A 20,199-nucleotide genomic window follows, 5' to 3' on the forward strand; every position below is an offset into this window, starting at 1 on the left:
AAGGGAACTTTTCACGACAGAAGGACGTCGCTGGACTATTGTCGATGCTTCACCTGCCGCTTATGATGGCGCGGCGAAATGTGCGGTTATATGACTGGCAGGCTTGAAAAAAGCCTTCGAGTCTGTAATCTGCACCGGTCGGCTTAAGCCGACATCCCATCAAGGGGGCCGTGCCCCGGTGGGGGCATGGCAACAGGCTTGGAACCGACGGGTTCCGTTCCGGAGTGGAAGCCTGATGTCGATTCGACTCATATTGGAGATGAACAAGTAATGGCTACTTCCGCACAAGTGCAACAACTGTATATCGCCCTGCTGGGCCGCGCTGCCGACAAGCCGGGCCTGGACTGGTGGCTGGAAAACATCAACGGCACCGAGGGCGTTCCGGGCGAGCGTACTCTGGAAGAGGCCGCTGCTGCCTTTACCACTTCCGAAGAGTTCGTCTCCACTTACGGCAGTCTGCAGGGTGCTGAGCTGGTAACCGCCGTTTACTCGAACCTGTTCGAGCGTACTCCTTCCGCTGAAGAAGTAGCCTACTGGGTCAATGATGGCCGTCCGGCTGACCAGCTGCTGTCCGCCTTCCTGACCTACGCTTCCCCAGCTGACCAGGCTGTGATCAACAACAAGGTTACCGTTGCCCAGTACTACACTGAAGCTGCTGGCGCTGACTATGATCTGGATGATGCAGCTGCGATCATTGCTGATGTCGATGGCACTGCTGCATCCGTTAGCACTGCGCTGAATAACCTGCCGGTTAGCAATGCAACTGTTCACGCAGCGGTTGTTAAACTGCTGAACGCGAACGCTGCAGTTGAGGCAAACGTTGAAGCCTGGGGCGAGGCTAATAACGATGCTGCTCCGTCTGCTGCAAAAATTTATGGTGCACTGGAAGCTGCAGAAACCGCAGTCGCGACAGCTGCTGCTGATGCTGCTCTCGGTATCTCTGGTACCACTCAGTCCGCGCTTAATGCTCCAGAAACAGCCGGGTTCGCTACTTACAACTCAGCAGATGCGGCCGAAGCTCTGGCGCTAAACATTGCTCGCTCCGAAATCGCAACCAAGAAATTGGCTTTGGATGGTGCTCTGAGCTCTGCAGTTACTGGCCTTGAAGCTGTTTCGACGAGCGACAAGCCTGGCTCGCTGAAAGCGCTCATTGATAACTATCTGGCCAAAGTCAAGGCGGCTAGCACTGCTCAAACTACAGAAGATGCTGCTCTCGTTGCTCTGGCCGGCAAAGTAGCTGAAGCTGACGTGGTATTGGATACTGCTTTCGATGTTCCTGGTGCCTCGGCTAAAAATTACACAATTGACGTTTCCGCCACGGGTGGTGTCGTCACTTTCAAGGATGCTACTACCGCCGTTGATGCATTCGGTGATTACCAGGCCACTTACAATGCTGCCACTGACAAGTGGACGTATGCTAAGTACGACAGCACCGGATCCACATATGTAATTCTTACTGACGCAGGCGTAGCCGCTGAAGCGAATCTGCAGAAGCTTCTGGCAAACGCTGCTGCCAAGAGCGTTCTGGACGCTGCTGCTGCAAGTGCTGAAGCGATTGCCGCTACCGACGCAGCTGAAACAGCTGTTGTGGCTGAACTGACCAAAATCGAAGCTGTCGATAATGCCCTGACTAGCGCTACTGGCGCTTCTGCTTTCGGTGATGCTTTGACTGGCGCGGCTGTTACCTATGAGAATGCGGTCACAGCTCTTGCTAATCACGCTGCTGCCAAGACTGCATTTGATGAGGCTGTTGCAGGTGTTGAGGCTGTCCGTGGCGATGCTGCTACTTTGGCTGCTTTGGAGAAGGCTGCTTCCGATGCGTCTGACGTGCTCGATACTATGGCCACCGTCGGTGTCATTGGGACTAACCACGGCTCATCCGCTGACGATCTGTTTGTCTTTGATGGCACGACTGGCGGCACTATCAATGCATTTGGTGTCGAGGGTAACGACAAGATCTACTTTGGCACTGGCTTCACTCTGGTGACCCTGGCTGATGATCAAGTGATTACCGATAATCTGGGCAGCTCTTCCGCACTGGAGATTTTCTACGACGCTGATCAGGCTAAGCTCTATGTAGAAAAGCAGGCCTTCGGTGGCAACAGCGCTGGCACTAGCGAGATTGTCGAAATCACCCTGGCCGGTGTAACCGGAGGCGTGGAACTGTCTGCAGACGGTTATCTGACCGTTGCCTAATTGACCCGTTAGGGGGCCTGCGAGGCTCCTTCTGAGTCAATTGTGAAAAGCCTGCCCATTCAGGGGCGGGCTTTTTGCTTTTTGTCTGGTGCTAGGGAAAAGGGGCCGGATTTATTTAATCCACTGTTTCCTGAGTCAACGCTGTAAAGACCCCCCCGCTTCGCAAGAGGCGGGGGGTTTTCTTGTGTGCCCAGTAGGGTTACTCCCAGGCAATAAAAGGACACCCACTTTGTTGTTGCTAGCCTAGCCTTCCGCGCTACGCTTCATTGACCGTCCGCACCCAGCGGGCACGGCAGCTCCGCCGCCATGACACAGCCTGAGCAAAAAAGGATTCAGGTACATGTTCCGCAGCGTACTTTCCGCCTTTTCCGGTAGGTACATTTTCCCGAGGCTTCACGGATGACAGCATTCCAGCCGCACTTTTTTGATGTCCATTGGTATGGGCCGTTTCCCTATGATCAGCTCGACGAATTACACGACGACCCAAACCTCGTTCTGTACATGGTCTCTGGCACCCATGGGGTGTATGGCCACAATATGCCGCTGTACCTGGGTATGACGGAGCAGGGAATCCGTGAGCGAATGCTCCAGCACAAGGAGTGGCTGCAAGACGAATCGGACCCGCCGATGGTGTACGCAGCCGCCATTTCCGAGATGACGTGCTGGGAGGACGTCGCCCGAAAGGAAGACTACCCGCCGCCACCACGTGAGGTGATCGAAGAGATCGAGTCGCTTCTGATCTACTCTCACCAGCTCGCTTACAACGTCAAGTCGAAGAAGGGCGGGAATAGGCATCGTCGGGATCTGCTGGTTTTCAATACCGGAAAGCGCAGTGGCCTTTACCCTGAGGTTTCCACGATGAACTGGTACGGCGATAGCTAGATGGCGGGAAACACCAGCAAAAGAACAGCCGCCTTGTTGTTGCTGAAGTAGCCTTCCGCGCACGCTTCATTGACCGCCCGCACCCAGCGGGCAGTGTCGGGGTCGCCTGGCGCCAGTCTCTGTCTCATCCCGCTTATGGTTCCTCCTTGAGACGCCCTGGTGCGCGTTCATGGCGCGCCGTGCCGGGGCGACGACGATAGCCAAATGGCGGGGCATGCCGGAAAGGCGCGCCTCAAAAGCAGGAGCTGTGCTGCTTTGGGCCATCCGTGCATTGGGCATCACGGCGGCGCGCTGCTGTGTGGCGGGCAGCTAGACAGGTGCATGGCATAATCGGCCGCATGACTGACATCGTGACGCCTCTTGCCTGTACAGGCCCCGCCCCCGTGCGGGCAGCGCGGCTGCGGCTGGCCTATGTGTCGCCTACGCCTCCCGCCCGCACGGGTATCGCCGGTTATAGCGCTGCGCTGGTGCCAGCCTTGCGTGCGTTTTTCCGCATCGAGCTGATCGACCAGCAGGCCGAGCCGGGGCGCCGCCCGATACCGGGATGCGGGCCTGTACGAGATGCAGACTGGTTGCGCCGGCATGCCAGCCAGTTTGACCTTGTGCTCTATCAATTCGGCAATTCCGGCTTTCACGACTGGATGCTTGAGCTGTTGCGCGCGGTGCCCGGTGTGGTGGTGTTGCATGATTTTTTTCTGGGCGGATTGTTCGACGCGCTTGCGCGGCAGCCTGGCGGGGCGGGCGTGAAGGCCAGGGCGTTGTTTCATGCGCACGGCTATCCGCCGCTGCTCCAGTTGCGCGATGACCCAGCGGCCGTTAACGCACGTTATCCCTGCAACCTCGCGGTGCTCGGGCATGCTCGGGGGGTGCTGGTGCATTCCGCCGAATCGCAACGGCTGGCACGGCGTTGGCTGGGTGAGCAGGGCGGCAGGGGCTGGTGGCGGCTGCCACTGGCGCGGGAGGTGCCCAGGCCCGTGTCGCGGCGGCAGGCACGGGCCGCCCTGGGGCTGGCGCAAGATGCCTTTGTGGTCTGCAGCTTCGGGCTGTTGGCGCCCACCAAGCTCAATCACCGGCTGCTTGAGGCATGGCTGGCCAGCGACCTGGCCGGCGAGCCTCTCGCGCAGTTGCGCTTTGTCGGCGCACCGGCCGATGACGACTACGTGCAGCGCCTGCGGGACCGGGCCTCACATGCCGGCCGGGCGGAACGAATGACCGTTACCGGCTGGGTGGATGATGCCACCTATGCGCTGTACCTCGCGGCGGCCGATGTGGCGGTACAGCTGCGTGCCTGTTCCCGCGGCGAGAGCTCGGCAGCCGTGCTCGATTGCATGGGGCATGGGCTGCCGACCATCGTCAATGCCCACGGCAGCATGGCCGAGCTGCCCGCAGCGACCGTGTTGCAGATGCCGGATCGGTTCGTGAACGGCGAGCTGGCGGCCGCACTGGAGTATTTGCGTGCCGACGCGCGGGTGCGCCGTGAGCTGGGCGAACGCGCGCGGGCGTTTGTCGCCCGTGAACATGCACCGGCGCGGTGCGCGCAGGCTTGCCATCAGGCATTGCAGGCGATTCACGCCGCCGCGCCGGGCGCCGACAGCCTGGCGATGCTGCCCCGCCGGCAGCTGTTGGTGGATGTCAGCGCGACGTGCCAGGCCTCGCGCATCACCGGGATCGAGCGTGTGGCCCGTGCCCTGCTGCGCGAGTGGCTGGCTGACGCTGACGCCCCCGTGCGGATCGAGCCGGTGTACCTCAAGCGTTCCGGGGGGCAGTGGCAATACCATTACGCCCGAGCATTCGGTGCGGCGCTGATGAATATCGAGGCGGTTTCTGCGGATGAACTGGTGCGGTTTTCCCCAGGCGATCACCTGCTGGCGCTGGACATCTGTGCCGGCCCGCTGGTCGAGGCGCAGGCACAGGGGTTATACGAGCGGCTGCGCCAAAGCGGTGTCAGCTGTCGAGTGATGATCCACGATGTGTTGCCAGCGATCCGGCCGGAGCTGTTCCCCGCCTCGATGCGAGCGCATTTCCTGGCGTGGCTGGATGCCGTGCTGGGCTGGGACGCGGCAATCTGTGTGACCCATGCCGCCCGTGTGCAGTTACGCCAGTGGCTGCGCGAGCACCGCCCGGAGCGTGCTGGCCTGCCCGTCCACTGCTCCTGGCACGGGGCTGATTTTTCTCCGTCAGGGGCAAGCCAGGGCGAGTGGCGCGAGCCTTGGCAGGGTAGCGGCCCTACAGTGCTGATGGTCGGTACGCTGGAGCCGCGCAAGGGGCATCTGCAGGCGCTGCAGGCCTGTTCGTTGCTGTGGCAGGCTGGCGTGGAGTTCAATCTGCTGCTGGTTGGGGCCGAAGGCTGGCAGGGCGTCAACGCGAGTGAGCGTGGTCCGGTGGTCGAGTTGCTGAAAGCGCTGCGTGGCCATGCCCACTGGCAGCGTCGGCTGTTCTGGCTGGAGGATGTCGACGATCAGCAACTGGCCACGCTGTATGCCCGTGCGGACGGCCTGCTGGCGGCTTCCTGGGATGAGGGCTTCGGGCTGCCGCTGATTGAGGCGGCCCGCTTCGGGCTGCCGGCGCTGGCACGCGATATCCCAGTGTTCCGTGAAGTGACCGGCGGCCGGGCGCGTTTCTTCCAGGCCGGCACGCCCGGAGAGCTGGCTCGGGCGCTGCGCCTGTGGCTGGCTGACGGGATGATGCCGAGGCCGGGCACAACGTACTGGCCGGGCTGGGAGCAGAGCGCCGCGCGGCTTATCGAATATTGCCTTGCGGAGCCGCGCCAGTGAGCCGCTGTTGGGCTAGGAGTGCGCATCGTCGTATGATTGCCGACCGCCTGCCAGGCGGGTCGTAGGAGTCAATATGCTTGCTTTGTTGAAGAGTCTCTGGGCGTACCGGGGCTTTATCGTGTCCTCCATCCGCAACGAGTTTGTTTCGCGCTTTGCGCGCAGCCGGCTGGGCGGGTTGTGGATGATCATCCATCCATTGGCCCAGGTAGCAATTTATGCGCTGGTGCTGTCGAACGTGCTAGCCGCACGGCTGCCAGGCATCGAGAGCAAGTACGGCTATGCGCAATACCTGCTGGCCGGCATCCTGGCCTGGTCGCTGTTTTCGGAGATTGTCACGCGCTGCCTGACCCTGTTTATCGAGCAGGGCTCGCTGATGAAGAAGATGCGTTTTCCACGCATCACCCTGCCAGTGATCGTGATGGGGTCCAGCCTGCTGAATAACCTGTTGCTGTTGCTGGCGCTGCTGCTGGTATTCGCCCTGCTGGGGCAGTTGCCCCACGTACAGATGCTGTGGCTGGCGCCGCTGACATTGGCGTGCATGGTGATCGCACTTGGGATCGGCCTGATCCTGGGCATCCTGAACGTGTTCGTGCGCGACATCGGGCAGGTGGTGCCGATCCTGTTGCAGATGTGGTTCTGGTTCACGCCGATCATATATCCGGTGAATATCATCCCGGAGGCCTATCGGGGCGCGTTGGCGTTCAACCCGATGTTTCCCATCGTCAATGCCTACCATGAGGTGCTGGTCTACGGGCGCGCACCGGATGGACAGCATGTGTTGCTGCTGTGCCTGGTGGGGCTGCTGCTGATGGGACTGGGCCTATTCATGTTCCGCCGTGCGGCACCGGAAATGGTGGATGTGCTATGAGCCTGTTGACTGTGACGCAACTGGGCAAGGCCTACCGCAGCTATGCCTCGGAGCTGCATCGGGTGGCGAGCTGGTTCGGTATGTCGATTCGTGCTCGCAAGGAAAACTGGGTGCTGCGCGAGGTGAGTTTCGCCATTGAGCCTGGCGAAGCGGTTGGGCTGGTGGGGCAGAATGGCGCGGGCAAATCCACGCTGCTCAAGCTGATTGCCGGTACGCTGCAGCCCACCGAGGGCGCGGTTACCATCAATGGCCGGATTGCGGCGATCCTTGAATTGGGGATGGGCTTCAGCGCCGAGTTGAGTGGGCGGCAGAACGCCTATCACGCTGCCGGGCTGATGGGCTTCACGGTCGAACAGATCGATGGCGTGATCGAGCAGATCGAGGCGTTCGCCGAGATCGGTCGCTATTTTGATCAGCCGGTGCGTATGTATTCCAGCGGCATGCAAGTGCGGGTGGCGTTCGCGGTGGCGACGGCCTTTCGCCCGGAAATCCTGATTGTCGACGAGGCCTTGTCGGTGGGTGATCTGTACTTCCAGCACAAGTGCTTCGAGCGCATCCGCGAGTTCCGCCAGCAGGGCACGACGCTGCTGATTGTCTCCCATGACCGGGACTCCATCCTGTCATTGTGCGACCGTGCGATTCTGCTGGAGGCGGGGCGAGTGCTGCGTGACGGTCCGCCGGAGGAGGTGATGGACTATTACAATGCGCTGATAGCTGACAAGGAGCAGGCGACCGTGCAGGTCTCGCAACTGGACGATGGCAGCATGCAGACTCGCTCCGGTAGCGGCGAGGCGCGCATCGAGAGCGTGACGCTGTGCAACGCACGCGGCGAACCGGTGGATACCCTGGCCGTGGGTGAGTCGGTGACACTGCGCATCTGCGCCAGCGTCGAGCGCGATATTCCCGAGCTGGTGGTCGGCTATGTGATCAAGGACCGCTATGGGCAGGCAGTCTATGGCACCAACACAAGTTACCTGCAGCACACCCAGCGCGATCTGCAGGCCGGCGAGACGGTCGAATACCGCTTTGCGTTCAACGCCGCGCTTGGGGTGGGTTCGTATTCGGTCGCGCTCGCCCTGCATGCCTCGGAAAGTCATGTTGCGAAGAACTATGAATGGCGCGATCTTGCGCTGGTATTCAGTGTCGTGAATCTCGACAAACCTCAGTTCGTGGGAACGGCCTGGATGCCTCCGAAAGTGGAGTGCATCAGATGAGCGATTCTTTCTACCGCGCCTTCGAAGAGCGCTATCGCGGCTCGCGCGAGATGATCAAGGCGCGGCAGCAGGCCTATCTGCCGTTTCTCAAGCCCTTGGCCGACACCACGCAGCCGCCCTTGGCGCTCGACCTTGGCTGTGGCCGGGGCGAATGGCTGGAAGTACTGCTGGAGAACGGTTTCGCCGCCAGGGGCGTCGACCTTGATGCGGGCATGCTCGAAGCCTGCGAGGCGCTGGGACTGCCCGCTGAGAAGGGGGAGGCGATTGCCGCGCTGCAGGCGCTGGACGATGACAGCCAGGCGCTGGTGTCGGGCTTTCATATCGTCGAACACATTCCGTTCGAGAGTGCTCAGGTGCTGATTTCCGAGGCGCTGCGGGCATTGCGGCCGGGCGGCATCCTGATTCTGGAAACGCCAAACCCAGAGAACATCGTGGTTGCCGGCAGTAGTTTCTATCTCGACCCCACCCACGAACGCCCCTTGCCGCACCAGTTGCTGAGCTTCATGGCGGAGTTTTCCGGCTTTGCCCGCACGCGGGTGATCCGTCTGCAGGAAGACCCGCAGCTGCTCGCGCGGGAAGAGATCGGCGTGCTCGATGTGCTGACCGGAGCAAGCCCCGACTACGCCATCGTGGCCCAGAAGCAGGCCCCGGAAGAGCAGATGGCGGCGCTGGATGAGGCCTTCTCGCGGCACTATGGGGTGGCGCTGGACACGCTGGCCCGCAAGTACGACGCCAGCGTCGATCACCGGATCAACCAGATGCTGGTGATGCAGCTCGAACAGGTGGTGGCGGCGCCCCTGGCGCAGGCGCAAGAGCGCATCGCGCGCCTGGAACGCGAGCGTGACCAGGCGCTTGAGCAGCGGCAGGCGATGCTGCAAAGTATGTCGTGGCGCATCACCGGCCCGCTGCGTAGGGCCGTGTTGCTGGCACGAAAGGTCCGGCAGGTACGCATCTCCATACCACGACCACGACCACGACCACGACCACGGCTGGGCGCTGCGGGGCGAGTACGACCCGTTATGGCGCGCGCGTTGCTGGGTATGCGCTCGCGGTTGCTGCCGATAGTGCGCAAGTATCCCTGGCTGAAGGCTCGGCTGCGTCGGTTCCGCTATCTGGACCATCGCCTGCAGGGCCTTTTCGCGCGGAGCAAGGCGGATGCCTCCGAGCTTTTCGGCATGCCGTGCGACGACGATGGGCTGGCACCGCTCGCGCTGGGCCAGCGCATCGGCCATCAGGCGGAGCGCAAGAGCCCGCTGGAATCCTGGTTCAGCCAGCAATAAGGTTTGATGCTCGTGAAAAAGATTTTGGTATTCAGCTTTTTTCCTGCGTTCGTGCCCTGTACCAGCGGTGGCGAAACCCGTCTGTTCAACTTCTATCGTTCGCTGAGCCGTTATCATGATGTCGTCCTGCTGTCCTCCGGGCACAGGGGTGTCGGTGAGGAGCGCATCATCCATGGTGCGAATTTTCTGGAGCGCCGCATTGCCAAGGACGACGGCTTCGCCCAGGCCTGGATGCAGTTGCAGCCTTATGCCGGCGAAGCCGATATGTCGGGGCCCTGCCTCGCCCAGGCGGCCTCTACGGTGTCGCTGCTGCACAAGGCTTATCTGGAAGAGTACGCCGGGGCGGACGTGATCATCCACGACTCGCCTTTCACGGTCGATTACGATCTGTTCGCTGGGGTGGATGGCAAGGTCCGGATCTATAACGCCTATAACTGCGAAACCGAGCTGTACCGGGCGCTGCATCCCGATGCCCGGTCGGCACCGGTGCATGCGCGGGTGGAGAAAGCGGAGCGCCGCCTGCTGCAGGTAGCCGACTGCGTGCTGTATTGTAACGAGGCCGACCTTGCAGGCTTCGCGGATGTGGCGCCCGGCGCCTCTTTTGACACGTTGTTCGTGCCTAACGGCGTGCTGGCCCAGGCGACCCCGCCGCATAGGCGTGCCGGGGGTGCACCGGATGCGTTTCGCGCGGTGTTCATGGGCAGCGCCCATGCTCCGAACGTTGAGGCTGCGCTGTTCGTGGCGCAGACGCTGGCGCCCAGCCTGCCGGATATAGTCTTCGATATTCTCGGTAGCTGTTTGCCGGAGGGACGATACCCGGACAATGTGGTGCGCCATGGCCTGGTTTCCACCCAGCGCAAGGCAGAGCTGCTGGCCGGCGCCGACATCGCGCTCAATCCGATGATGTCCGGCAGTGGCTCGAACGTTAAGGTGTTTGACTATTTCAGCTACGGGCTACCGGTATTGTCGACGCCGACCGGCATGCGCGGCGTCGAGGCGGTTGACGGCGAGCACTGCCTGCTGGCGCCAGTGGAGCAATTCGCTAAGCTGCTGGGGCGATGGCGCGAGCAGTATGCGCAATGGCAGCACATCGGCTCTGCCGGGCAAAAACTGGTTGGCGAGCGTTACACCTGGGACAACATCACACACCCGGTCACCGAATACTGTGAGCAGGCCTGTGAGCGCGTCGCTAATGAGGCGCCTCGCGCCGTGCTGGTGCTGAACGACTATAACTCGTTTACCTCCATTGGCGGCGGCGCAACACGCACCCGGGGGTTGTACGCCGCCGTGGCGCAGTGGGAACCGGTGGTGTTTATCTGTTTTTCTGGCAGCGATGCGCTGGGTATCGAGACCTTCGAGCCTGGTATCACGGTGATATCTATACCGCGCACGCCGGAGCATCAGGCTGAACTGATGCGGCAAAACGCATTGTCGCCCGTGGCAGTGGACGACGTCGTGGCAGGGCAGCAGGCGACCCGGAATACGCTGTTGCTGGCCGTTTATCTCGCCATCAAGCCGCACGCCAGGGTGATTGTTGCTGAGCATCCGTACATGGCGGGCGTTCCGGCGCTGTATGGTGATCGGTTCGTTTATTCGTCGCAGAACAGCGAAACCCTGTTGAAGGCCCGCCTGTTCGAACCATACGAAGTGCTGCGGCCATTGATTCCGGTGGTCCGGCAAATGGAGCAGCGCGCGGTGGAGCAGGCTGCTGCGGTTATTGCGGTTTCCGAGGAGGACGCAGCTTCGCTTTCCATCGGCGTCAGGACTGCGGGGCCGCTGGTGGTAGTGCGCAATGGCGCCGAAGCCCCTGCAGTGCCGGAGCACGAGGTGCTGCAGGAGATTCAACGGCAGATCTGGCCCCGCTCGGCCGTTTTCCTGGGGTCGGCCCATCCGCCAAATGCCGAAGCGGCTCGCTTCATCATCCAGCGCCTGGCGGCGCTGTGCCCGGACGTGCAGTTCCATCTGATCGGCTCAGTCTGCAGCTCGGTTGGCGAAAGCTCGCGCGGCAATGTGAGGTTGTGGGGAGTGCTTGATGAACAACGCAAGGCGGCGGTGATGCAATCGTGCACGCTGGCGCTCAATCCGATGTCTTCAGGTAGCGGCTCAAACGTAAAACTGGCCGACTTCTTCGCCAACGGCCTGTTCACCATTACGACCGAGTTCGGACAGCGTGGCTATCCGGCAGCTATCCAGCCACATGTCGTGGTCACCGAGCTTGAGGGTTTTGCCCCTGCGTTGCGTACTGCGCTGGAGCGCCTGGAGCGCCAGGGTGAGCAAGGCCGGCACGAGCGCCGCAGGCTGTTCGATGAGTGTTTGTCGATGCGCGCGCTGGGTGAAGAGTATTCACGCTTTCTTCAGGCGCTTGAATTGCCACGCAAGCGCGTTCTCTTCGTCACCTACCGCTACACGGCTCCGGCGCTAGGTGGGGCTGAGGTGATGTGCGAACAGTTGCTGCGCTCGCTGGACAGCAGCGGCTGTTTCGAGGTGGATGTTGTGGCTACTGCCGTGAGCTCGATGAGCAATGTGGGGCGCTTCGCGGAGACATATGGCTTCGAGGCAGCTACCCGGGCCTTCGTCGGGCTGCAACATACGCGCTTCGCCCGTTTCGAAGTCGATGCGCCGCCGGCGAACAGCGATGGCCGTCTGGCTCGGGCTTGGCGGTTGCAGTGCGCTTTTGAGCGCAGTGTATATGCGGCGGTGGCTGCGCAATGCACGCAGAGCGCGCTGGCCTGGGGCTGGAGTCCCGGCGAGGATGGTGGCGGGCAGGTTTCGCCATGGGCCTTCAGTTCGGCCGGCCTGCATCTGGGCAGCGCTGGTGAAGTGTGCATCGAGGGTGAGGCGCCCGTTCCCGTTGCATTGCTGGTACAGGATGCCAATGGCCAGCAACTCTATAACGAGCAGGTCTCGGGACGGTTCAGCATCCGCTTCGATGCACCTGCCGGCATGGTCGAGCTGTTTTCTTCGGCTGCTGAAATGACCGGCGACCCTAGGCCGCTCGCTTTTCTTGCGCGGGCCATAACCCTTGGCGGCGAAGCGCTAGACCTGAGCCTTTCGCCCATTTGCCAAACGGCCGGAAAGCGGGCCGCCGGCGGCTTCGATATCCTCGATGAGGCCGCTCGCCTGACCCGGAATGCGGCGCATCTGCGCCTTACTGACCTCCGCGGGCCATGGTCGGCAGCGCTTGAAAGCTTTCTTGAGGCGAATGTGGGTAAGTACGACCTGGTCGTTACCCATAACAGCGTGTTTCGACCGGCCATCGCGGCGATCGAACATGCGCGTCGTTGCTCGGTGCCCAGTATTCTGATTCCGCATGCGCATCTTGATGATGACTACTACCACTTCCCGGACGTGACTGGCTGCGCGCTGGAGGCGAGTCTGGTCATGGCAGCGCCCCGGGCGGCCTGCAAGTTCTTCGAGCGAAAAGGCTGCCATGTGGAGTATTTGCCTGCGGGTATAGATCCTGATGAGACCTTCACGCATGCAGACAGGCAGGCTTTCAAGGAGCTTTATCCTAGTGACGAGCCCTTCGTCTTGGTGCTGGGGCGCAAGGCCGGAGCCAAGGGTTATCAAAAAATCATCGATGCTGTGGGCAGGCTTCAGGCCGAGGCCAAACTCAACGTGGTTCTGATCGGCCCCGATGATGACGGGCTACCGGTGAAGGCGCCTTACGCCAGCTATCTGGGCCGCCAGCCGCGAGAGGTAGTGCGTGGCGCGCTGTTGTCTTGCGTGGCGCTGGTCAACATGAGCGACAGCGAGAGCTTCGGCATCGTGCTGCTTGAGGCCTGGATGGCCGGAAAGCCGGTGGTGGCTAATGAGCAATGCGCGGCGTTCCAGGATATGGCCGTCGATGGTGTCAATGCGCTGCTGGTCGATGGTCTGGGGCTCAAGCCGGCCCTGCTCAGATTGCTTCAGGAGCCCGGCCTGGGCGCTCAGCTGGCCGCTGAAGGTGCGAAGCAGCTGCAGCATTATCATTGGAGCGAAGTCGGCCGGCAGTTCACCGCGGCCTGTAAGGCGTTGGTGAATCAGGCGTAGCCTCGATATCCGCCGGAAGCCTTGCGCGGTTTCCGGCGCTATTGCGGCTGGTCACACTGCAGGCCTATGCCTTGAAGGGCTATCCCTAGCAGCCGCTGGTCCGAGGGGCTGGGCGGGTGGGCATCCGGCAGTTCCAGCCTGATCTGCAGTGGGGCAAGCCAGTCAGCGCCTTCCAGGCTTAGCGGTATGGCGATCTCGAACGGCCCTTGCACGGTGCGGAACATACGCTCGCGCGTGGGGGTAGCGATGGCAACGCGCTGTTCATCAATACTAAAGCCCGATAGTGATGCGGCAGGCTTAGCGCACTCCGTGAAGGCGTCGCTGGTGAGCCTGAATTCCAGCACCGCCTCTTTGTCATTGCTCCAGCGATGCGTCTGCTCGGGGTATGACCAGCCGGATACGAACGTGATGCTTTGGCTGCGGAAATCATAGCGCTTGCCTGGCTCCAGGCGCGGTAGTTGTTCGGCGCTGAGGTAAGCGCATAACTTCGGATTCAGGTTCATGTTGGTCTGGATATCCTCACATACGAACAGGCGCGTACCGAACATCGCGCTGAGTGTGGGGCTGTGCTCCCTGAGATCCGTCTCCGTATATTGCACGAAGTATAACGGCTGACCGGAATCGATCGCCGTTGCCTTGGGATCGATTGGATTTCTCTGGCGATCAGCGTCATACCAGGGCTGCGAGAGCAGATTGCCGAAATTCACCCCTAGTGCATGCAGTTCAGGTGCCAAGAAAGAGGTACGGTTTTCAGCAAACAGGACAGTCGCGCCTTTGCTCAATCTTTCATGTATATCGGTCTGGCTGAACTCGCTGCTCCATGGGCGGCGTCCCCAGTTGGGATAAACCGTGGTGACGTAGAGGAACAAGCAAGCCAGCGGAAGAATGACGGCCGGAACCGTGATCGACTTCCCAGGCAAAAGTCTGTTGAGACCAAGCAAAAAAATGATGCCGCTGAGCAGTTCGAGCACTACCAGATAGCGATAGATCCTGAACAGAGCGATCCATAATGCCCAGGACAAGACAAAAAACAGGATGAGGAACAACTCTTTGCGCGTCGGCTTTTGCTTATGCAGGACCAGGCCGACACAGAAGCTGAACAGACCGCTATAGGCAAGCAGCAGGCGCCCGTCACGCACGGTGTCGACTTCCGAGTACGTTCCGTTGCTCAGCCAGTGAAAGGGCAGCGCTAGGTACTGCGGCAGTTCTGCCATGCGAAACTCGCCAAAGGAAACCCATTGGCTGGGGTATAGCGTCGACTGAAATATGTTGTTCGCCAATGGAAATATCGGATTGCCAGTAAGATCCCATCGCAACAGCATGAACAGGCCGTCGCCCAGCAGTACGCCAACGCCGGCAAAAACGCCGGCAAGGAACCATCCGCGAATAGCGGAGGGTTTGATGATGAAGACGCTGAGCAGCAGGCTTGCCATCAGAGGCGCCGCCGTCAGCTTCAGCCCAACGGCGAATCCGGAAAGAAGCCCGGCGAGAAAAAGACAGCGCGGCGGGCCGCCATCGAGATAGCAGAGAACCAGCCACAACGCCGGCATGAAAACCAGCGCGACGAGATGCTCGTTGGTGAAGGAACCGTAGAGCGACACCGTCATGGCGGCAGTCGCGCCGATAGCTACTGCAGCGCCGGCAAGAAGCGGCCGTTCTTCCCCGCCCACGCCTGTTACACGGTTGGCAATTGCAAATACCGTGCAGAGCAGTAAGGCGAAAGCCAGCGCATGATAGGTCGCCCCCACCAACGGGTGTAGGCTGAACAGCGTGAAGTTGACGACATCCAGCAGCGGGTTGAGATAGGTATGGTATTGCGCAACGGCGCCATATACATATGACGAAAGCCTTGAGGCAGCCCAGCCTATGTAAATGTGATAGTTGGCCGTGTCATAAAAGGCGTCCATGCCAAGTTGATGGTGCAACAAGAGGGCATAAGCAAGCGCTATCGCAGCAAAGCCGATATATGCCTTGTTCGCCGGCCGGCGCTTGAGGAACATTTTATTGATCATGCGGGCCGCTTGGATTGTACTGCCCGAGGCAGGCTTTGATTAAGGTTTTGAATACCTTCACGTTTCCTCTGACGAAACTGATCTTGGTCGGAGGCTTGCCGGGCGGATATCGCCTTGTAGACGGAAGCTCGAGGCAGTCGAAGCCAAGCCTGGGTGCTCGGTAGGATAAATACGCCAGCAGTTCATATTCAGTGAATATTTCCCGAAACGGTGCGACCCGCGGATCAAGCAGCATCTTTCTGCTATAGCCGCGAAACCCCTGCGTAGTATCAGTCCACTTGTAACCGGAGAACAGCGCCAGCAGCGGTGCATGCAGGAGACGAATGGCAACATGTCTGACGAGCGGAGTATTTATGGCTTCGCCGCCCGCGATGAAGCGTGACCCTTGGATAAAATCCACGCCCTGCTCAAGAGCTGCGATAAAGCTAGGAATGGCGGCAGGGTCATCCTTGTCGTTCCCGTCTATTGTGATGATGCCCTCATAGCCGCTGTTCATCGCAAATGCGTATGCGCAGCGTAGTTGAGCGCTGAGCCTGCCGACACCGGTCTTGACCAGTAGAGCCGCCACCCCTAACTGCTGGAGTTGGGCAGGCACCAGCGAGCCATCGGTACTGCCTCCATCAACGATGATAATGTCTGCGAGCGTATGAACTCCAGCAACATTCATTCTTTCAAGCAGGCGCTTTATCCGGTCACCCTCATTAATGACGGGAATAACTACGCACCAGGGACCTGATCGCGCTGCCCATACGTTTTTTATATAAGCGGGTACTTGCCACTCGTTCGATGAAACGGTTTCAACAGACATTTCTTGGCCCTAAACCACGCGCGAAGTTAACAAGATCACACCGAAGACAATCAGGGCTATCCCTGCAGCGGTAGTCCAGGTGAATGGTTCGTGGAATGCAACTACGGAAAAAATGGCGACAGTGCCGATGGCGCCGGCAGTCAGCACCGGATGGGCAACATTCAGCGGAAAGCGCGACAGCGCCACCGTATATAGAAGAAAAGCGGAGCCATAGAGAAAGAGCCCCAACCAAAACGGCCAATTGCGCCAAAGCTCCGGCAGTTCAAAGATCGAAGGCGGTTTTCTGGGAGGCATGACCGCCAGTTTGATCAGTACGCTGGCGCATGCATTGGAAATAATACCGAGAAAAAGAATCAGCCATTTCATAGGCCATGGTGCCCGTTACGAATTCCGTAGTATTGCCGGACCGTATTCAAGGCATTGCTCAAGGTGGGAATGACTTCACCGCCCTTGTTTAGCATCTCGACAGTGACAAAGCGCTCCGGCAGGTATCGCTCTAAGGCCTCAGCCATCTGTCGATGATCCGTTGTGCCAGTGCCTATTGGTACTAACTCCGGCTCGCTCGCGTGTACATGGGCAATCAGGTCAGCCCCATCGGTAAGAAGCGCAACAGGATCTTCCCCGGTAATCGTCATCGCTCCTGTGTCGAACTGCATTTTTATTGCAGGATGCGCCACGGCTTTTACCACTTCCAGCGTTTCGCGGGCGGTGGTCATGAAGTTTGCACCATAACATTCAGGATTTGGCTCAAGGCATATCTCTACGCCCTGGTCGTGGGCTACCTGCCCCAGTTGGCGGAAGAAGGCCACGCTGCGATCACCCGCTTCTGCGCGGCATAGGCCGCTAAGGTCTCTGTTTTTAGGCGAGCCGAATACCAACCAGGTGACGCCCAGACCGCTGGCGATTCGGCAGATGTCAGTCAGGTGGCAGAGCATCCTCTTTTGAACTTCCGCTGAGCCAAATATGTTTAGTCCAACGGTGCCAAACAGAAGTGACTGCATTCCGATGATTTGGATGCCGTGATCCGCCCACCAGCTTCTGACCCTGTGCATTTCGCCTGACGTGGTCGCTTGCGGGACGGGAAAATATTTCCCGGGCGCGATGTCGATGGCCTGAACGGACAAGCTGTTCAGTAAGTTGGCAACCGAGGCGTCATGCTCGATGTCCCAGGCGATATTGGATATGGAAAGTTTCAAGTGATCTTCCGCCTAGTTCAATGGTGAAGGGGCTCTGACTGAGCATATGCCCTGACCGCAAGCAGGACTTCACGCTTGCTGTACTGATAGTTGCCGGCCTGGCCAAAATGCCGGGCATGGACGCTGCGCATGTCATATTGTGCTGGCGGCTGCGGTAGAACGTTCTCAAAGGTGAAGCCGAAACCCTGGTCGGCAATTTCACCAACGGTGACCGGCTCCGAAGCCAGATGCACTACATCCAGACGGGCCTGCAGGGTGGTCTGTATGTCCGACCACAAGTTGACCATTGGGTAGAATTGAAAGGCGGCGCGACTGTCGATTTTAGTACAGTCATTGTTGTTGAGCAGGTCGTAGATCGCGTTTTTCCGCAACCCCGGTCCTACCAGGCCCGGCAGCCGTATGATCGTCGGTCTGTCGAAGTGGCGTAACACAAAATTTTCCAGTTGACGCCGATGAAGTCCGTAGGGATGTAGGTTGTCAGTATCGATTTCGCTGCGTTCGTCGACCGCTAACGGGGATTTGAATACGTCAACGGTGCTAATGAGAACGAACCTTTCGCAAGCAATGGTCTTCAAGCGGCTGATCAGGTTATCTATGACTTGCCGATCATGCTCGGGGGCTTGGTTGGCCTTCCACTTTTGTGCGGGCGCGCCAGCGCACACCACCATGTCAAAGGTCTGTCCGGCTATTTCATGGATATTGTTGGACCGATACAGCTTGTCAAATGCCGTTTGCTTCAGCAGGGTGCTGCCTACAAAACCGCTGTAGCCAATGAGTGCGTTTGTCATATGTTCACCTTGACGATTGATAGCTGGCCTGGATTGGCTCGGAGTCCAGCTTTTCAAGAATGTCATAGATATTGTCTATCTTGCCGCCCAGAATTGAAAAGCAGCCGGGCAGGTTATGTGATTTTTCGAAAAGAATGGGCCTGCCATCATCTCCTTCACTTCTGGAAAGCACTGTTTTAACTTCCAGCAGCGAGTCGATATAAACAGAGTCGTTGAGCAGCGGAATGTAGCGGCTGGAGTCGCGCAGAATTCGGCTTGCCCGGCTTTCAGCCCGATGGCTATTTATCTTTTGGTAGGGGTCCAGATGCTTCTTGTCTTTCCAGCTGAGGTGCGGCGTGTAGCGAACATGTGAAAGGCTGTGCAGCTCGCGTGAGGGAAATGGCATGCAGGAAAAAAATGGGCCATCCATCACGGTGATCCCGACATGCGTCAGCTGCGGCGGGGGTTTGATAAGGCACATTTCCGTGAGCTCGTGCTTAAGTTCGACCTGCAGATCAGAAAAATCCCCGGAGAGCTGGTTCAAGCCGCTGTATGTACAATTGAACACATAGCGGCTCGTCACGACTTCCTCGAGGCCATGGCTTTCTACAAGCACCCTTAGGTTTTCAGGCTCTCGGGTTACGCTTTTGGCAGTACAAGACGAACGCAGAACAATTCCAAGTTGTTTGAATTGAGAAAGAGCCCAATATTTTAGTTGGGTAGAGTCGAATGCATACTCATCAACTTCGTATACGCTTTCGATGAGGCTTTTTTCAAACATACTCTGCAGCGCTGGCGAGGCGGGTGTGATTCTCGCACCAATCTCACCGCAAAACCGTTCGAACTGACGGGCCGTTACCTTCGAATTGCGTCTCGCTATAGCGTAGAGCTTGATAAAGTCCTTTTTTACCGCCTGAGGCCAGTCTCGAACAAAGCGCGGGAGATTTACTCTGCTGCGATAGGCAGTCGTGAAACTACGTGGATAATGGTAGCCATTATGCACTCGCGCCTGGTTATTAAGCGATGCGCGACTCAGAATACTGTTCTCTCGCTCCAGAATCAGAACGCGTTTTAGTCCACGCTGGTCAGCCAGATAGGACGCTATGACGCTGCCGTAAAAGCCGGCACCAATGACTACAGCATCAAAATCTGTATGGCGCGAGTCCACTATCGAGCGCCCTCGATGCCAGGTTCTCGCGACTCGGTAATATTGAGCTTTTCCTGGCGAGTGAGCTTGGCGCTGGTGAACTCCTGTGCGATGTGATATGTGGGGCCTTCATTAGATAGGCTAGCCATATTTAATATGTACTCACCTAACACGAGCAACACGAGAGATATTAGAAAAAACATTCCGGACTGTTGCAGTGACAGACTTACCCAGCCAGGAGCAATATTCGTTTTAAATATGGCGATCAAAACTACATAGATGGAATAGAGAAGATTGGCTGCCGCTCCGAAAAGAGAGAGGCCGGTGACCAAGCGCATAGGCGTGCGTGTTGTTGACGCAAGTAGTTGAACGCCTTTTTCGATACTGTCTGAGAGCCGTTTTTTTTGAATTGCCCTGGCCGGAGCGTCATAGCTAAGAATGGCCTTGCTGAAGCCTCCCGTCGCAGGAAGATGTCGATAGGTAACAGATGGCCGTGGATGCCTCACGATAAAATTAATGACTTTTTTACTCAGCACTCGGTATTGCGGCGCTTCGTTACTTAGATGAATGCCTCCCAAGTGTCGATACAGCCAATTGAAAGCGTCCTCTGCTATTCGATAGGGTAACGTCTGGACGGCTCGCCGTTCATTCTTCGCAAAAACGACATCTGCACCTTCAAGTGCTTTTTCCAGAATGTCTGGAAGGAAATCCAGGCTATCTGTCAATGGATCCATAACCGCAACGAAATCACCCAGCGCGTTCTCTAAACCGACCCACAGGGCGGTGTCAGTATCGACTTGCTTCGTAAGAGCATAGACTTGCAGATTCGGCAGACCCGTTTCTCCTGTGAGCTGTTCAAGCACAGCGGCACTGGAATCTTCGGAGGCGTTATCCACGATAATGAGTTCGTAGTCACTGGCGATCCTGCCTAACAGCTGGCAGGCATCGGACAGGATCTGCTCCAATGCATCCTGACTATCGCGCAGTACCATTACGACGGATAAAAATATCGGATAGGTCAAG

The 20,199-nt window shown here is 58.8% G+C and carries 14 protein-coding genes; 7 read left to right on the forward strand and 7 right to left on the reverse strand.

The features are described from left to right. Positions 1 to 186 precede the first annotated feature (186 nt). The 7 genes from P5703_RS00780 to P5703_RS00810 all read left to right on the forward strand — a co-directional run bounded on the left by P5703_RS00780 (position 187) and on the right by P5703_RS00810 (position 13,246). On the forward strand, positions 187 to 2,196 hold the full coding sequence (locus P5703_RS00780) for a DUF4214 domain-containing protein (RefSeq protein ID WP_285585251.1): 2,010 nt from the start codon (positions 187 to 189) through the stop codon (positions 2,194 to 2,196). 399 nt (positions 2,197 to 2,595) lie between these two features. Next, entirely contained in the window at positions 2,596 to 3,078 is a 483-nt protein-coding gene (locus P5703_RS00785) for a hypothetical protein (protein ID WP_285585252.1), read from the forward strand. A gap of 476 nt (positions 3,079 to 3,554) precedes the next feature. Beyond that, positions 3,555 to 5,852, forward strand: a complete 2,298-nt coding sequence (locus P5703_RS00790; RefSeq protein WP_285585253.1) for a glycosyltransferase — start codon at positions 3,555 to 3,557, stop codon at positions 5,850 to 5,852. Between the two features lie 73 nt (positions 5,853 to 5,925). Continuing rightward, positions 5,926 to 6,720: an ABC transporter permease gene (locus P5703_RS00795; protein ID WP_285585254.1), complete on the forward strand. Its 795-nt coding sequence runs from the start codon at positions 5,926 to 5,928 to the stop codon at positions 6,718 to 6,720. Then, positions 6,717 to 7,934, forward strand: coding sequence for an ABC transporter ATP-binding protein (locus tag P5703_RS00800; RefSeq protein ID WP_285585255.1), 1,218 nt, complete (start codon positions 6,717 to 6,719; stop codon positions 7,932 to 7,934). Before P5703_RS00795 ends, P5703_RS00800 begins: the two co-directional genes overlap by 4 nt. Further along, a complete protein-coding gene (locus tag P5703_RS00805; protein ID WP_285585257.1) occupies positions 7,931 to 9,214 on the forward strand; it encodes a class I SAM-dependent methyltransferase in 1,284 nt (427 codons plus the stop codon). The genes P5703_RS00800 and P5703_RS00805 overlap by 4 nt, the downstream gene beginning before the upstream one ends. Before the next feature lie 12 nt (positions 9,215 to 9,226). Continuing rightward, positions 9,227 to 13,246, forward strand: a complete 4,020-nt coding sequence (locus tag P5703_RS00810; protein ID WP_285585259.1) for a glycosyltransferase — start codon at positions 9,227 to 9,229, stop codon at positions 13,244 to 13,246. A 38-nt stretch (positions 13,247 to 13,284) separates the two neighbouring features. Here the strand turns inward: P5703_RS00810 and P5703_RS00815 are convergent, their stop codons facing one another. The 7 genes from P5703_RS00815 to P5703_RS00845 are packed head-to-tail and all read right to left on the reverse strand — an operon-like array spanning position 13,285 to position 20,198. Continuing rightward, positions 13,285 to 15,258: a hypothetical protein gene (locus tag P5703_RS00815; RefSeq protein ID WP_278400586.1), complete on the reverse strand. Its 1,974-nt coding sequence runs from the start codon at positions 15,256 to 15,258 to the stop codon at positions 13,285 to 13,287. Continuing rightward, positions 15,248 to 16,066 (reverse strand): glycosyltransferase family 2 protein, encoded by an 819-nt coding sequence (locus P5703_RS00820; RefSeq protein ID WP_285585261.1) that lies wholly within the window; start codon positions 16,064 to 16,066, stop codon positions 15,248 to 15,250. Before P5703_RS00820 ends, P5703_RS00815 begins: the two co-directional genes overlap by 11 nt. 9 nt (positions 16,067 to 16,075) lie before the next feature. Next, on the reverse strand, positions 16,076 to 16,432 hold the full coding sequence (locus tag P5703_RS00825) for a DMT family transporter (protein ID WP_285585262.1): 357 nt from the start codon (positions 16,430 to 16,432) through the stop codon (positions 16,076 to 16,078). Continuing rightward, a complete protein-coding gene (locus tag P5703_RS00830) occupies positions 16,429 to 17,262 on the reverse strand; it encodes a sugar phosphate isomerase/epimerase family protein (RefSeq protein ID WP_285585263.1) in 834 nt (277 codons plus the stop codon). Before P5703_RS00830 ends, P5703_RS00825 begins: the two co-directional genes overlap by 4 nt. 17 nt (positions 17,263 to 17,279) lie before the next feature. Beyond that, entirely contained in the window at positions 17,280 to 18,050 is a 771-nt protein-coding gene (locus P5703_RS00835) for an NAD-dependent epimerase/dehydratase family protein (RefSeq protein WP_285585264.1), read from the reverse strand. Positions 18,051 to 18,054: 4 nt separating this feature from the next. Beyond that, positions 18,055 to 19,197, reverse strand: a complete 1,143-nt coding sequence (locus P5703_RS00840; RefSeq protein WP_278400577.1) for an FAD-dependent oxidoreductase — start codon at positions 19,195 to 19,197, stop codon at positions 18,055 to 18,057. Further along, the gene (locus P5703_RS00845; RefSeq protein ID WP_312953579.1) at positions 19,197 to 20,198 is read right to left on the reverse strand and encodes a glycosyltransferase; all 1,002 of its coding nucleotides are present in this window, start codon (positions 20,196 to 20,198) and stop codon (positions 19,197 to 19,199) included. Before P5703_RS00845 ends, P5703_RS00840 begins: the two co-directional genes overlap by 1 nt. Between the last annotated feature and the right edge of the window lies 1 nt (position 20,199).

Source organism: Stutzerimonas sp. FeSN7 (genome assembly GCF_030263795.1).
GTDB classification, from domain to species: Bacteria; Pseudomonadota; Gammaproteobacteria; order Pseudomonadales; family Pseudomonadaceae; genus Stutzerimonas; species Stutzerimonas stutzeri.